At 46.7% G+C, this 13,765-nt stretch carries 14 protein-coding genes; 6 read left to right on the top strand and 8 right to left on the bottom strand.

All coding sequences use genetic code 11. The features are described 5' to 3' along the window. Window positions 1-194: 194 nt before the first annotated feature. The 4 genes from ACP5D0_RS01500 to ACP5D0_RS01485 all read left to right on the top strand — a co-directional run bounded on the left by ACP5D0_RS01500 (window position 195) and on the right by ACP5D0_RS01485 (window position 4,333). Entirely contained in the window at window positions 195-1,838 is a 1,644-nt protein-coding gene (locus ACP5D0_RS01500; RefSeq protein WP_472363780.1) for an acetolactate synthase large subunit, read from the top strand. A gap of 102 nt (window positions 1,839-1,940) precedes the next feature. After that, entirely contained in the window at window positions 1,941-2,279 is a 339-nt protein-coding gene (locus ACP5D0_RS01495) for a hypothetical protein (protein ID WP_472363779.1), read from the top strand. A gap of 316 nt (window positions 2,280-2,595) precedes the next feature. Further along, on the top strand, window positions 2,596-3,513 hold the full coding sequence (locus ACP5D0_RS01490; protein WP_472363778.1) for a hydrogen peroxide-inducible genes activator: 918 nt from the start codon (window positions 2,596-2,598) through the stop codon (window positions 3,511-3,513). Between the two features lie 13 nt (window positions 3,514-3,526). Then, window positions 3,527-4,333 carry an MlaA family lipoprotein gene (locus tag ACP5D0_RS01485; protein WP_472363777.1) on the top strand — a complete coding sequence of 269 codons (807 nt, stop codon included), beginning with the start codon at window positions 3,527-3,529 and terminating at the stop codon, window positions 4,331-4,333. A 149-nt stretch (window positions 4,334-4,482) separates the two neighbouring features. Here the strand turns inward: ACP5D0_RS01485 and ACP5D0_RS01480 are convergent, their stop codons facing one another. From ACP5D0_RS01480 to ACP5D0_RS01455, 6 genes are read right to left on the bottom strand one after another with little or no spacing between them, the layout of a single operon-like run. Next, window positions 4,483-4,800: a Na+/H+ antiporter subunit G gene (locus ACP5D0_RS01480; protein ID WP_472363815.1), complete on the bottom strand. Its 318-nt coding sequence runs from the start codon at window positions 4,798-4,800 to the stop codon at window positions 4,483-4,485. 13 nt (window positions 4,801-4,813) lie between these two features. Further along, window positions 4,814-5,083, bottom strand: a complete 270-nt coding sequence (locus tag ACP5D0_RS01475; protein WP_472363776.1) for a K+/H+ antiporter subunit F — start codon at window positions 5,081-5,083, stop codon at window positions 4,814-4,816. Beyond that, window positions 5,077-5,574, bottom strand: a complete 498-nt coding sequence (locus tag ACP5D0_RS01470; protein ID WP_472363775.1) for a Na+/H+ antiporter subunit E — start codon at window positions 5,572-5,574, stop codon at window positions 5,077-5,079. The genes ACP5D0_RS01475 and ACP5D0_RS01470 overlap by 7 nt, the downstream gene beginning before the upstream one ends. Window positions 5,575-5,597: 23 nt before the next feature. Next, entirely contained in the window at window positions 5,598-7,115 is a 1,518-nt protein-coding gene (locus ACP5D0_RS01465) for a monovalent cation/H+ antiporter subunit D (RefSeq protein ID WP_472363774.1), read from the bottom strand. Then, window positions 7,112-7,525 carry a Na+/H+ antiporter subunit C gene (locus ACP5D0_RS01460; protein ID WP_472363773.1) on the bottom strand — a complete coding sequence of 138 codons (414 nt, stop codon included), beginning with the start codon at window positions 7,523-7,525 and terminating at the stop codon, window positions 7,112-7,114. The genes ACP5D0_RS01465 and ACP5D0_RS01460 overlap by 4 nt, the downstream gene beginning before the upstream one ends. Further along, window positions 7,525-10,359, bottom strand: coding sequence for a monovalent cation/H+ antiporter subunit A (locus tag ACP5D0_RS01455; protein ID WP_472363772.1), 2,835 nt, complete (start codon window positions 10,357-10,359; stop codon window positions 7,525-7,527). The genes ACP5D0_RS01460 and ACP5D0_RS01455 overlap by 1 nt, the downstream gene beginning before the upstream one ends. A gap of 408 nt (window positions 10,360-10,767) precedes the next feature. On the opposite strand from ACP5D0_RS01455, the gene ACP5D0_RS01450 reads away from it, so the two are divergent. Next, window positions 10,768-12,486, top strand: coding sequence for a Na/Pi cotransporter family protein (locus tag ACP5D0_RS01450; protein ID WP_472363771.1), 1,719 nt, complete (start codon window positions 10,768-10,770; stop codon window positions 12,484-12,486). Window positions 12,487-12,498: 12 nt separating this feature from the next. After that, window positions 12,499-12,747, top strand: a complete 249-nt coding sequence (locus tag ACP5D0_RS01445) for a hypothetical protein (RefSeq protein WP_472363769.1) — start codon at window positions 12,499-12,501, stop codon at window positions 12,745-12,747. A 45-nt stretch (window positions 12,748-12,792) separates the two neighbouring features. Here ACP5D0_RS01445 and ACP5D0_RS01440 read toward each other — a convergent pair whose 3' ends face one another. Both ACP5D0_RS01440 and ACP5D0_RS01435 read right to left on the bottom strand, forming a co-directional pair. After that, window positions 12,793-13,032, bottom strand: a complete 240-nt coding sequence (locus ACP5D0_RS01440; RefSeq protein ID WP_472363768.1) for a hypothetical protein — start codon at window positions 13,030-13,032, stop codon at window positions 12,793-12,795. Window positions 13,033-13,034: 2 nt separating this feature from the next. After that, on the bottom strand, window positions 13,035-13,454 hold the full coding sequence (locus tag ACP5D0_RS01435; protein WP_472363767.1) for a secondary thiamine-phosphate synthase enzyme YjbQ: 420 nt from the start codon (window positions 13,452-13,454) through the stop codon (window positions 13,035-13,037). Between the last annotated feature and the right edge of the window lie 311 nt (window positions 13,455-13,765).

Below are 13,765 nucleotides of genomic sequence, written 5' to 3'. Positions count from 1 at the left end.
CTCCTTAATCGATAATGAATCCTTGTTCGGAATGCCTGCAGCGTGCATTCCATGCCGACGTATTTTCTGAATTTTGCCCTTCTCCCGATTTTGCGTTTATAATCGTTTGAGAAACTCTGCTTAAACCGACACTTTCGGAAATCACCAGGCCTGGTGATTTCCGATAATTTCCTTTATTTACAATGGAACATATCATGAAAGCCTCCAAACTCTTCGTACAATGCCTTGAAAATGAACAAGTGGAATACGTCTTCGGCATTCCCGGTGAAGAGAATATGGATATGATGGACGCTTTATTGGATTCTAAAATTCAATTCATTACCTGTCGTCATGAACAGGGCGCTGCTTTTATGGCCGACGTTTACGGTCGTTTGACTGGCGAAGCGGGCGTTTGCCTTTCCACTCTGGGCCCTGGCGCCACCAACCTGGTGACAGGTGTGGCCGATGCCAATATGGACAACTCGCCGCTGGTGGCCATCGCCGGACAAGCCGCCACCACGCGTTTGCATAAAGAATCCCATCAGGTGGTGGATTTGGTCAATTTGTTCAAACCCATTACCAAATATTCCGCCCAAGTGTTGGAACCGGAAATTCTGCCGGAAGTGGTGCGAAAAGCCTTTAAACTGGCACAGGCTGAAAAACCGGGCGCTGCGTTTATCGACTTTCCGGAAAACATCAGTGAAATGACCACCCCGGAAAAACCGTTACCGGTTATGGAATCCCGACTCAGTCTCGCGGATCATAAGTTAATCGACAAAGCCGCTTCGATTATTCTCAAGGCACACAAACCCATGATATTGGTTGGCAACGGCGCGGTCAGGGCGCGTGCCACCGACGCTTTGTATGCCTTTTCCAATCATTTTCAAATTCCCATCGTCAACACCTTTATGGCCAAGGGTGCCGTGCCACATTATAAAAACCCACTGTCTGTCGGCACGGCCGGCTTGCAAAAAGGCGACTATGAAAATGCCGGTTTCGCCGAATCCGATCTGGTGATCTGCGTCGGTTTTGATATGGTTGAATACCATCCGCATTTATGGAATCCAAATCGTGAACACACGTTAATTCACCTGGACACGGATCCGGCCGAAGTGGACTACAGTTACATTCCAGATGTGGAACTGATCGGCAACATTGGACGTAACCTGAAAGCCTTAACGGAAAAGCTGCCTAAAAAAGAATCTGCTCCCTTGCCTTTTCCCCTTCGAGAATCCATGATTCAGGAAATGAATCGAATGGCGGACAGCCAGGCCTGGCCAATGAAGCCGCAAAAAATTATCTGGGATTTACGCACGGCGATGAATAAAGAAGACATTGCCATTTGCGACGTCGGCGCGCATAAAATGTGGATGGCACGTTTTTTCCGCTCTGAAGTCCCCAATACTTGCATTATTTCCAACGGGTTTGCCAGCATGGGCATTGCTGTGCCGGGTGCCATCGGTGCCAAACTGGCTTTCCCGGAAAAAGCCATTGTCGCCGTGACCGGCGATGCCGGTTTTATGATGAATGCGCAGGAAATCGAAACCGCTTTGCGCTGCGAGACACCGATCGTCATTCTGATTTGGAACGACAATCAATACGGCCTGATTAACTGGAAACAAAAACGACGCTACGGTCGCTCCGCCTACATCGATTTCAATAACCCGGATTTTGTCAAATTTGCCGAATCCTTCGGCGCAAAAGGCGTGCGCATTGAAGCAGCCAGCGAACTGCTGCCAGCTCTGAAAACCGCTTTAAATACCCGAACCGTGACCATTATCGATTGTCCGGTCGATTATTCTGAAAATAACCGTCTTACGGAACTGCTCGGTCATGTGATTTCCGAAATCGAGTCCTGACAACTTTTTGGTTGCCATTCAGTTTAATAATCACTTATGCGGATGCAAATAGGCGCGCAAACGATTATACTGAATCACCCTTTTATCTGTGCGGTGGTTAATATGATTTACATCAAATGCAATGTGCAAAACGAAATTGAAGACATCACCTTTACCAATACGCCCGGTTACACCATGTCGAGTGTCTTTGACCCGCAAGTGAAAGCCTTTTTGGAAAATTCTCAGAACGAAGCCTTAATTAAAGACGTACTGAATGATCTGGATCTGGAAATGGTTCGAGTCATTGAAGATATGGTGGATCTGATGATCGAAAAAGACCTCATTTTATTCACCGACCTGCCGGAACCGGTACAAAATAAATTATTGTTCAAACGCAGTTTGCGGGATTCTCTAAATCCGGAAGTCAGCTTGATCGGTGAGGAAGAAACCCTGAATTTTTAACCCCTTAGCCTATGAATGGTTCCTGTGAATAGTCTATGGATAAATGCTCGATAACATCGGTATGAACTGGGGATAAAAAGTCATTTTCTGTGCATAAAATTGAGCCAAAACTGAAACCTTAGGTTATCCACATTTCGCCCACATACCATACAAAGACAGTCTGCCAATCTTTCTACCGGGTTACCAACAAGTTAAGGTATTGAAATAATTTGATTTAGCCAACTTATCCTGTGGTTTTAGTCACACCAATAACAACAGAAATATTAAAAAAATACATTTAATATATACTTTATCTTTTATTAATTAGATTTAACTCATGACCTTAAACGAACTGAAATATCTGGTGGAACTGGCCAAGGAAAAACATTTTCGCCGCGCTTCGGAAAACTGTTTTGTCAGCCAACCCACTTTAAGTATCGCCATTAAAAAGCTCGAAGAAGAGTTAGATGTCACTCTGTTTGAACGACGCAAGAACGACGTTTTGATTACCCCCATCGGTCAGCAGGTCGTGGATCTGGCAGACGAAATCATTCAAAAAACCAAAGCCATTAAACAACTCACCCGGGACGAGCAATCGCAGACCACCGAATTGAAACTCGGTGTCATCTACACCATCGGTCCTTACCTACTGCCGCATTTAATTTCCCAGTTTCATCAGAAAGCCAAGAACATTCGCTTATCCATCGAAGAAAACTATACTCATGAGTTGGCGAAAAAACTGCACAGCGGTGAATTGGATGTAATCATCGTTTCCTTGCCGTTTTCCGAGCCGAATACGGACATTTTTCCGCTTTATGAAGAGTCTTTTCTGGTGGCCATGCCTAAGGATCACCCGCTGTCCGGACAGAGCACCATTGATCTGAATGACATCCATGATGAAACGGTACTCTTGCTGGGGGCAGGGCATTGCTTTCGCGATCAGGTTGTTGAAGCCTATCCGGCGCTGATGCATTTAAACTATCAGAGCAACCCTTTACAGAAAACATTGGAAGGCAGTTCTTTGGAAACCATTCGCTATATGGTGGCTTCCGGTGCGGGGATTACAGTTCTACCCTGTTCCGCCTGTCAGCAGCCGGACGATTTGCTGACGTTTAAACCGCTGAAAACGCCGATTGCGAAACGACAGGTGGTCATGACTTGGCGAAAAAGTTTCCCAAGGCATAAAGTGTTACAGATATTTAAAGAAACTTTAAGTGAAATTCATTTACCCTGTACTTCTTCCATTCAGCCATAGAGTATTGTGAATCATGTTACTGTTTAACCGTATTGTTCGATCAGAAGTTCCAGTCACACTGCTGATGTTGACAGTATTCCTGCTTGGATGTCTATCGGTCTTTTCTTCCGCTCATGCGGATGATTATGAAATACTCAAAGAGCACACCTTTGAAAAACAGCCGGCTATGAACAGTCAAGACCCTTACGAGGGCTGGAACCGTGCCATTTTTGACTTCAATATGGCGTTTAATGATGCCATTGGTGAGCCGGTGGCCGATGCCTATAATGATTATGTACCGGTTCCGGCGCGTATTGGCGTGCGGAATTTCTTTCAAAACCTGAAAGAACCGTTGAATGTGGTTAATTCGGTATTTCAAGGGGATATCGAAGGCACTTTGACCAGTTTTATGCGCTTGGCATTAAACACGAGTTTTGGTTTTTTTGGAATTTTGGATATTGCCACACCGGCAGGCCTGACGTACCACAAAGAAGATTTGGGGCAAACGCTTTATAAATGGGGTGTCTGGTCGGAAGCCTCATTTTTTATGGTGCCCATCCTGGGACCTTACACCACACGGGAACTGGTCGGTGGGAGCATTGATTCCCTTTATAACCCCACTTATTCCTATCTGATTGAAACGGATGATATTGGGCGTTTATCGCTGTTTCTCGGAGAGAAATTCGTAGATTACACCCAGGCGATGGGGTTGGTCACAGAAATGCGCGCCCAGCCGGATCCCTATATTTTCATGCGTGAAAGCTATATGCAGTATCGTCAGAATCTGATTTACAACGGTAATCCACCGGCTCCGAATCTGGATGATTTTAATTTTGATTGATTGAGTACAGCAGCAAGCGACAAACGCTTGAATTCAAGGAAGGGAATAGAAAGCCTTTAAATGGCGCTTTAAATAGGGATTGAGCGGTATTTCGCAGTGTTACCCTAGGTTGTGTATTCAATCATTTCAAAAGCGGACTGAGAAGGCTTTTATTCGATGCGGTTTTGGGTGTGTTTCACCTGTTTCACTTTGATGTGCACCGCCGCCTTGGCCATTAAATGAGCACTGACCGGTGCGGTGATGAATAAAAACAGGGTGATCAGCAGTTCGTGTAGGCTGAGGGTACCGTCTTTAAAGGTAAAATACAGAACCGATGCCAATAAAATGGCCCCCACGCCTAAGGTGGTCGCCTTGGTGGGACCGTGCAGACGCATGTAAAAATCCGGCAGTTTATAAAGTCCGATGGAGCCGACCAGGGTGAAGAAAGCGCCGATTAAAATCAAACCCGCTAAAATATATTCCAGTATCATGCTGTCCACCTTATTCCATAATATCGCCGCGCAGCAGGTATTTGCTGAGCGCTACCGTGCCGACAAACCCCATTACGGCGATTAATAAAGCGGCTTCAAAGTACAGCGGGCTGTCGTGAAAAATGCCGAATAGGATCAATATGGCAATGGCGTTAATATTTAAGGTATCCAAGGCCAGAATGCGATCCGGCAGGCTCGGCCCTCTCACCAGTCGATAAAAACTGAGAATCAACGCTAAGCTCACCAGCACGAATGCAATTTTCAACACCATTTCTAACATGATTCAAATATCTCCATCAGCGGCTTTTCGTAACGTTGTTTGATTTCAGTAATCGCCAGGCCTGGGTCTTCTATATGCAAACCGTGCACCAGTAATTGACGGCGATCTTGCGATAGATCACAGGAAACCGTTCCCGGCGTCAATGAAATGGTATTGGCCAAAAAACTGATGCCTAAAGGATGTTGAATATCCAGATCAATGGTAATAAAGCCGGGTTTGAGTTTTTTTTGAGGCCCTAAAATCAGTTTGGCCACCGCGATATTGGCTATCAGAATATCCCATAACACCACCCCGAGAAAACGCAATTGCGTGAGGGGCTTACTTAAACACACTTTTTCCGGCCAGAAACCGGACGTCAGCAACGGAATTGCAATCGCCAGAATCAACCCCATCACCATATGACCGGGGCTGAAGGTATTGTTTAATAACAACCAGATCACCCATAAAAATAGGCTGAGTACCGGATGGGGTAACAGTTTTCTAAAACGCATAATCAATCCTTTCTAACCTGTTTTTAACCGGATACGGCTGGGGTATTGAGGACAGTTTCAATGTATTGCATGGGTTGATATATCTGTAATGCAATCGCATCGGTCACTGCGGTAATCGGATCGGCAAAAATCACCAGAATGGGACTGACGCTCAATAACAGCAACACCGCCATAAAGGCATTTCGATTAAAGGGTGCGCTGCTGCGTGGCAAATGCGGTTGGGTATTGTAAAACAATAATGAGCCGGAACGTGCGACCGCGATAATCATCACCAAACCGGAAATCAATACCACCCCCAGAATCCAAGCAAACCAGATGGAATTCATGGCAGAAACCAAAATCAATACTTTACCGAAAAAGCCGGATAAGGGGGGCATACCCGTCATGGCAAGGCCGACAAATACAAAGGTGCCGCCCAGCAATACAATGCGGTGCATGACCGGACCGGATTCGAACCGGTCGTCAAAGTCCCCGCGACCGCGTGCGATCATATCCGCCAACAAGAAAAAACCGCCTGCCAGAAGCGTGGAATGAATCAAATAGTACAAAGTGGCGGAAAAGGCCGCTTGTGAATTCAAACCGATGCCGACGAGTAAGGTTGCGACTGAAGCCAACACCAGATAAGCGACCTGCTCACGTAAGCCACGCGAGGCCATAACGCCCAGGGCGGCCAGCAACAAGGTAATCAGACCGAAGCCCAGCACCCATGGAATGTAATAAAACGCCAAGTCCCCGGCTGTTTCACCGAAAACAGTGCCGTGCACCCTAATAATGGCGTAGAGTCCAACCTTGGTCATAATGGCAAACAGCGCGGCCACGGGTGCCGAAGTATTGGCATACGCTTGGGGCAACCAGAGATACAACGGGAAGATGGCGGCTTTGACACCGAAAACCAGCAGCAATAGCAATCCGGCGGACGCGACTACGGCCTGTTCGCTTTCGGGCAATTGCGCCACTTTTACCGCCATGTCGGCGATGTTTAAGGTTCCGAGGATGCCGTAAAGTGCGCCCACTGCAAACAGGAATAGGGTGGAACCGATTAGGTTAATGACCACATACTGTAATCCGGCTTTGGTGCGCAGGCGACCGCCGCCATGCAACATTAAGCTGTAGGAAGCCAATAACAACACTTCAAAAAACACAAAGAGGTTAAAGACGTCTCCGGTGAGAAACGCGCCGTTTAACCCGAATAATTGCAATTGAAAAAACACATGGAAATGTGAGCCTTTGGCATCCACACCGGTGCTCATAGCGTACCAAAGGGCACCCATGGCTAAAATCGAGGTGATCAGCACCATTAACGCCGATAGACTGTCGAGCACCAAAACGATGCCGTAAGGCGCCACCCAGTTACCCAGCGCATAGACTTGTGGCGGAAAATCCAAAGCGGTTTGCAATAACAGCACACTGATAAACACCAGGCCTGACACTAAGATAAAGCTTAAAATGCGTTGCAGCTTCAAGCCACCTAAATGCGCCAATAGCAACACAACACCGCCGATAAGCGGCAATAGAACTGGGTAAAAAGTGAGATTCATCATTCAATTTTCCCCGCTGGTTGGTCTTTAACGCTGGGCGGATGATTGGATTGGGTTTCAGGAGACGGATAGGGTTCTTCGTCCGGGGCTAGGTGCAAACCATCCACATGGTCATTGCCTAATTCCGCCCGTGCTTTCAACGCTAGGACAATCAAAAAGGCCGTCATCCCAAATGAAATAACAATGGCGGTTAAGACCAACGCTTGAGGCAGGGGATCGGCGTAACCGGCTTGGTTCGGATCGATCACAGCCGGTAAACCAATGGTTAAACGCCCCATCGAGAATAAGAAAAAATTCACGGCATAAGAGATCAGGGTAATGCCTAAAACCACTGGGAAGGTTCGTGCCCGTAATATCAGATAAACACCACTCATGGTGAGAACGCCAATAACGATGGCAATGAGAATGGCCATTATTTCACCTCCTGACAGGTCGGATTGGCATTAGGGTCATCGGGATGATGTGAAGCATCACTGAGTTTGCCCAATTGCACCAGACTCATCACCGTTGCGCCGACCACGACAAGGAATACACCCAGATCGAAGGCAATGGCACTGGCAACTTCAAATTTGCCTACAATGGGCCAATCCAGATAGGTGAAGGCCGATGTTAGGAAAGGATAGCCTAATCCCATAGCGACCAGTCCGGTGGATATGGCGATCAACAGCCCAAAGCCAATGGCCCAGTGCATATTGACTTTGATGCGTTCGCTAGTCCATTCAATGCCGTTGGCCAGATATTGGACGATCAAAGCGACGGAGGCAATCAGTCCGGCAATGAATCCACCACCTGGCAGGTTATGCCCTCGTAGGAAAATAAATACCGCCACCATCAGCATTAAAGGCAGTAACAAGCGCGTCAGCGTTTGCATAATGATTGGATGGGCGTCGCGGCTCCATAATCGACCTCGTGTATCGCATTCGGGTGCTGGCAGCTTTAAGCCTTGCAGCATGGCGTAAATGCCCAGGCCTGCCAAGGCCAGTACCACAATTTCGCCTAGGGTATCAAACCCACGGAAGTCCACGAGGATGACGTTTACCACATTGGTACCGCCGCCGCCTGGGACACTGTTTTCCAAGAAATAGTCGGCAATGGTGGTGTAATCGCGCGTCAAAACGGCCAGCGTCAACAAAGCGGCACCCACCCCAGCGGCCAGAGCAATGGTTAAATCACGGAATAGACGGATTCGACCAAATTGTTTAGGCGTATATTGGGGTAAAAAGTATAACGCCAACAGCAACAATACAATGGTGACCACTTCAACCGACAGTTGCGTTAAGGCCAGATCCGGTGCGGAAAATTTCACAAAACCAAGCGAAATCACCAAACCGATGACCCCAATAATGGTGATGACGCGCTTACGCTGCCAGGCCATGGATAAAATACTGACCACTACCAATCCAAACGCCACCAGTGGGGTAAACCCATCGACCGGTAACAAGATCCGGTCACCGAATAAAGGCCCTGTGTACTGCATCATGCCATAAGCACCGATGACGACTGCGGCACCCATTACCCAAGCAGATGCGTTTTGCAAAGACCCTTTGTCGAAATAACGCGTGACGGATACCGACGTTTGATAGAGACCTTGTAAACCATGGTTAAAGTAACGTTTGGCATCGATATTGTGGATGTATTTGCGATAAAAATCGAAAAAATGACGACGTCTGACATACACTACGATTCCCAGCGCCATGGCGATAAAACTCATCATTAACGGGAAATTAAATCCATGCCAAATGGCTAGGCTATAAGTTGGGGCGGCTGTCTGTAAAGTTCCGATGACAGCCACCTGCAGAATGGGCGCGACCGTCAGAGCAGGGAAAATACCCACGGCCAGACAGACAATCACCAGAATATCGATGGGGATTTTCATAAACCGTGGCGGTTCGTGCGGGGTGCGGGTTAAACCGACGGGTTCACCGCCAAAGAAAGTGCTGTGAATGAACCGCAGAGAGTAAGCGACCGAGAAAATTCCGCCAATAGTCACCAAGACCGGAATCATCCAGGTAAAGGAATCCACCTTCGACATTTCCACCGCTTGTTCAAAAAACATTTCCTTACTCAAGAAACCGTTTAACAAAGGCACACCGGCCATGGCGGCTGAGGCGATAATCGCCAGAGCAGCGGTATGCGGCATGTACTTGATCAAACCGCTTAGCTTACGCATATCGCGGGTACCGGTTTCGTGATCGATAATGCCCGCCACCATAAACAATGAGGCTTTAAAGGTGGCGTGGTTGATAATATGGAAAATCGCCGCCACCGCGGCCAGTTGTGTGCCGAAACCGAACAGGAGCGTAATTAACCCTAAATGGCTGATGGTCGAATAGGCCAACAGGCTTTTAATGTCGTTTTTAAATAGAGCCGTATAGGCGCCCAATAAAAAGGTAATCAGCCCTGCGGTACCGACGATCCAAGACCATTCTGGGGTGCCGGATAGAACGGGGAAAAACCGTGCTAATAAGAAAATACCCGCCTTGACCATAGTGGCCGAATGCAAATACGCGGAAACCGGTGTCGGTGCCGCCATGGCATGGGGTAACCAGAAATGAAACGGAAATTGTGCCGATTTAGTGAATACCCCTAATAAAATCAGTATTAAAATCGGTAAATACAAGGGGCTGTTTCGCACCAGATCACCGGCTTGTAGGACATCCGACAGTTGATAACTGCCAACAACCTGTCCTAATAGCAAAACCCCCCCCAGTAAAGCCAGACCGCCTGCTCCGGTAATTGCCAGCGACATACGTGCGCCTTGGCGTGCGTCTTTGCGTTGCTGCCAATAACTGATGAGCAGGAAAGAGGTAATCGACGTCAGTTCCCAGAAAATCACCATTTGAATCAGATTTTCCGACAGAACGATGCCCAGCATGGAGCCCATAAACATCAGCAGATAGGAGTAAAATCGCCCCATGCAATCTTTGACCGCGAGATAATAACGGGCATAAAAGATCACCAATAAACCGATGATCAGAATCATTAAGGCAAATAACAGCGCCAAACCGTCAAGGCGAAAGGCAAAGTACAATCCGATACTGTGAATCCAGGGCCAGCTTTGAATTAAGGTTTCATTCTGAAAGGGGAGTGATACGCTGGGTGCCAGCAAAGCCAAAGACAAAAGCGTGATGCCTCCAGCCGTCCAAGCGGATGCCAAGCGGTTATATCTGGAAGCCCAAGCCGCGAAAATGGCTCCGAAGAAAGGGATTAAGACCACCAACGGAAGATTAAAGTCTAAGAGATTCATAATAATCGAATTCACTATAAAAGCAGTTTATAACGGCAAAAGGGTACCATAAAGCGTCCTAGAGTCAATGTTTTATCGTTTGATACGGGTGTAATCTTCTAAACGGTATGGCGCTTTAACGAGCCAAGAAAATACCGCTTGTTGGTCACTGCTGCCGTGAGTGACGTGCCTTTTTCGAGGGTCGGGCATCGATTTTTTTGAAAAGTTTTAAAATTGGGCACCGACAAAATGAATTAATTCGCCATACCCAGTGATTATGCGTTATCTTTACAGTATTTCTACTTTGGCCACTTTTTCGATTACATAACAATTTCCCAGTTAAAAAATATGAAAAAATACGATTCAAATTCACTTCTACCTTCCTTAAATATGCATCACATCAAATCATTGGCTTTGCTGGCTTTGTTAATGAGTGTTGCTGGATGGGCGCTGGCGGCGGACGATTATCAGGTGAAATTGGATTGGCCGGGGATGATTATGTCGTTACTCGGCGGTTTGGCGTTGTTTTTGTTCGGTTTGGATTTAATGATTAAAGGGCTTCTGGCGGTGGCCGGTGAGCGGATGAAACAGCTGTTGGAGAAATTGACGGTGAACCGCGTCACCGGCGCCATTTCCGGTACCTTGGTGACGGCGGTGATTCAGTCCTCTTCAGTGACCACGGTGCTGGTCGTAGGGTTTGTTTCTGCGGGTTTAATGACGGTGACTCAAGCCGCCAGTGTCATTATGGGGGCGAATCTGGGAACCACTATCACCGCTCAAATCGTGGCGTTTAAAATCACCAACCTGGCCTTATTGATGATTGCGGTCGGTTTTGTCATTCATTTCGCCGCAAAACTCAACCGTACCCGTCATTTAGGGGAACTGATTCTGGGCTTGGGTCTGATTTTTTTTGGCATGAATGTCATGAGTGATGCCATGTATCCTCTGCGCAGTTATGAACCCTTTCTGAATTTAATGGTGCAAATGCAAAATCCGCTCTACGGCATTCTGGTCGGGTTGGTGTTTACGGCGTTGGTGCAATCGTCTTCGGCCACCATCGGCATTGTCATCGTTACGGCCAGCAACGGGTTTTTAACCTTGCCTGCAGGCATAGCCCTGGTAATGGGCGCGGACATTGGCACCTGCGTGACTGCCATGCTGGCCGCCATTGGAAAATCACGAGACGCCATCCGTACCGCGATGATTCAAGTCGGGTTTAATGTGCTCGGGGTCTTGATCTGGCTGCCGTTTATTTCGGTGTTGGCGGTGTTGTCGGTTGGGGTATCGCCGTCGGTGACACCGGACATTATTACCATGGAAACCTTGGCCGAAAACACGCCGCGTGAAATTGCCAATGCCAACACCATTTTCAAACTCTCAGCGTTATTGTTGTTTTTGCCGATGGTGCCGCTGTTTATCTGGGCGGTGTATAAACTTTTCCCAGTGGTGGCGGATGAAACCAATCAACAGGAAATCAAACCTAAATTTCTGGACAAAGACATCTTGTCTGCACCGAGTATGGCGATGGATGCCGTGGAAATGGAAATCGATCAATTTCGTCAAAAACTCAACAGTTTCTTTAACCATGCTGTTCAGGCGGATTCCATTACGCTGGAAAAACTCACTTTTGAAGATAAATACGTTGAACGTTTAAAAAATTATCAGCATCAGATATTGCAGTATCTCGGCAGAATCAGTGAATCCGATTTGGATGAAGGGTTGCAGAATCGGCATTTGAAACTGATCACCATTGTCAACATCATGGAATCCTTGGTTGAGACCATCGACTCCGGCATCGTGCAAGCCAAACACAAAGCGTTTGAGAATAAATTCAAACCCAGCCAGACCATGCTGGATCTATTAGGCAATTTGGCCAAAGAGGTCGGAAAAGGTATGGATAACGCATTGCTATCCTTAACGGAAAAAAGTGAAGATAAAGCCATGACGGTGTTGTCGGTCAAATCCACCATCGATCATCTGATTCAGGAATCGTTGGAACATCAGGCGCGCTATTTGAAGTCGGATGCACAGCGTATTATGATTTTCCGTTTGGAAATGCAATTGGTGGACGCGTTTAAACGAATGCACACCTTGTCCAAGCGGATTGCACGTTATCAAATGGCTTCGGTGTCAAGTAACCAAACCTAAGGAAATGAATGTATGTTGCGAATCGTGTTGGTTGTTGCGGCGGCAACGATTATGGCCGCTTGTGGTAACAAAACCTATGTTAAAAAGCCTCAGCAAAGCCATCAACAGTTTCAGTCCGACCGTAATTATTGCAAAAGCGAAGCCTTAGGCGCTTGGGAAGATTCAAATGGCGTGTCGCAAGTGAATTTGCGCCGTCAAACATCCGGCCGAATGTCCTATGAAGACTGTATGTTGCAAATGGGGTATCAGCAAGCTGAATAACGAGCTTTTTACCGAAGACCGGCAGAAGACCTGAACTCAAGCCGTTTATAAATCTCTTTTGTTAAAGTGAATTAGGTTCTCGGGTTGGGTCATTTCCATATTGGGATGGTTGCTGGCATGAATTTCGTATTCCGTAAAATGTCCATCTTTTTGTTCCAATAATTGTTCCGCCACTTGGATCAAATAATCTTTATCGGTGTGTGTGGTTTTAAACACCAAACCGTGTTTACCGATCACCTTCAAAACATAATGCGCTGTATTGAACGCAGGCTCTTGAATCACCATTTTTACTCTCCCTGAACGGTTACCACCAGATGACGATTAAATGTCCCCATACGGTGTTCGTATAAATACAGTCCTTGCCAAGTGCCCAAATTCAATCGACCGTTTGTCACTGGAATGGTGTGACTGGTTTCTGTGAGCAAGGTGCGTAGATGACCGGACATATCGTCTTTTCCCTCGTAATGATGCTTATAATTCGGGTCGCCGTCAACCACATGTTTCCGCAACCAAAATTCGATGTCATCTCGCACCGTCGGATCGGCATTTTCGGTGATAATCAAGGAGGCGGATGTATGTTGACAGAACACATGGCATAGACCGGTCTTAATGCCCGATTTTTGAAGGGTTTGATTCAAGCTTGGCGTGATGTTGTAAGTCCCTCTTTCGGGATTTCGAAATGTCAGATTGGTTTGATAGGTTTTCATTTTGAGCGTTCACTTTCAGGGTTTCGAAGATTTCAAGCCTGTTAGCATAGTTGTCTTTCGGGTTGGAATGCAAGAGTCGTCTTACAACTTACACCATCAGATATGATATTTTGTGTGTTTCAAAGCGGGTTGTAATCGTAGATAAGATATTTTTGATAAACCGAAAAATTCGGAAAATATATAAAAATTCCTTTTAAAACAATATTATAAAAAAAATTATTACGATTTCTAAAACATTCGGGCTAAAATTCAAGAGGGGTTAAGCAAGTTTTTTTCTGTAAATTGTCCAAAAAGTTCACCGGTTAAAATTT

The sequence above is a fragment of the Hydrogenovibrio sp. genome (assembly GCF_049975065.1).
Taxonomy (GTDB): domain Bacteria; phylum Pseudomonadota; class Gammaproteobacteria; order Thiomicrospirales; family Thiomicrospiraceae; genus Hydrogenovibrio.
This window is presented reverse-complemented; position numbering and strand designations above follow the sequence as displayed.

Excerpts from the sequence above, each read along its gene's own strand:
- ACP5D0_RS01485 (WP_472363777.1), top strand. The coding sequence starts at position 3,527 with ATGTTACTGTTTAACCGTATTGTTCGATCAGAAGTTCCAGTCACACTG.
- ACP5D0_RS01465 (WP_472363774.1), bottom strand. The coding sequence starts at position 7,115 with ATGATGAATCTCACTTTTTACCCAGTTCTATTGCCGCTTATCGGCGGT.
- ACP5D0_RS01445 (WP_472363769.1), top strand. The coding sequence starts at position 12,499 with ATGTTGCGAATCGTGTTGGTTGTTGCGGCGGCAACGATTATGGCCGCT.
- ACP5D0_RS01435 (WP_472363767.1), bottom strand. The coding sequence starts at position 13,454 with ATGAAAACCTATCAAACCAATCTGACATTTCGAAATCCCGAAAGAGGG.
- ACP5D0_RS01470 (WP_472363775.1), bottom strand. The coding sequence starts at position 5,574 with ATGCGTTTTAGAAAACTGTTACCCCATCCGGTACTCAGCCTATTTTTA.
- ACP5D0_RS01440 (WP_472363768.1), bottom strand. The coding sequence starts at position 13,032 with ATGGTGATTCAAGAGCCTGCGTTCAATACAGCGCATTATGTTTTGAAG.
- ACP5D0_RS01500 (WP_472363780.1), top strand. The coding sequence starts at position 195 with ATGAAAGCCTCCAAACTCTTCGTACAATGCCTTGAAAATGAACAAGTG.
- ACP5D0_RS01455 (WP_472363772.1), bottom strand. The coding sequence starts at position 10,359 with ATGAATCTCTTAGACTTTAATCTTCCGTTGGTGGTCTTAATCCCTTTC.
- ACP5D0_RS01475 (WP_472363776.1), bottom strand. The coding sequence starts at position 5,083 with ATGTTAGAAATGGTGTTGAAAATTGCATTCGTGCTGGTGAGCTTAGCG.
- ACP5D0_RS01490 (WP_472363778.1), top strand. The coding sequence starts at position 2,596 with ATGACCTTAAACGAACTGAAATATCTGGTGGAACTGGCCAAGGAAAAA.
- ACP5D0_RS01495 (WP_472363779.1), top strand. The coding sequence starts at position 1,941 with ATGATTTACATCAAATGCAATGTGCAAAACGAAATTGAAGACATCACC.
- ACP5D0_RS01450 (WP_472363771.1), top strand. The coding sequence starts at position 10,768 with ATGAGTGTTGCTGGATGGGCGCTGGCGGCGGACGATTATCAGGTGAAA.
- ACP5D0_RS01460 (WP_472363773.1), bottom strand. The coding sequence starts at position 7,525 with ATGGCCATTCTCATTGCCATCGTTATTGGCGTTCTCACCATGAGTGGT.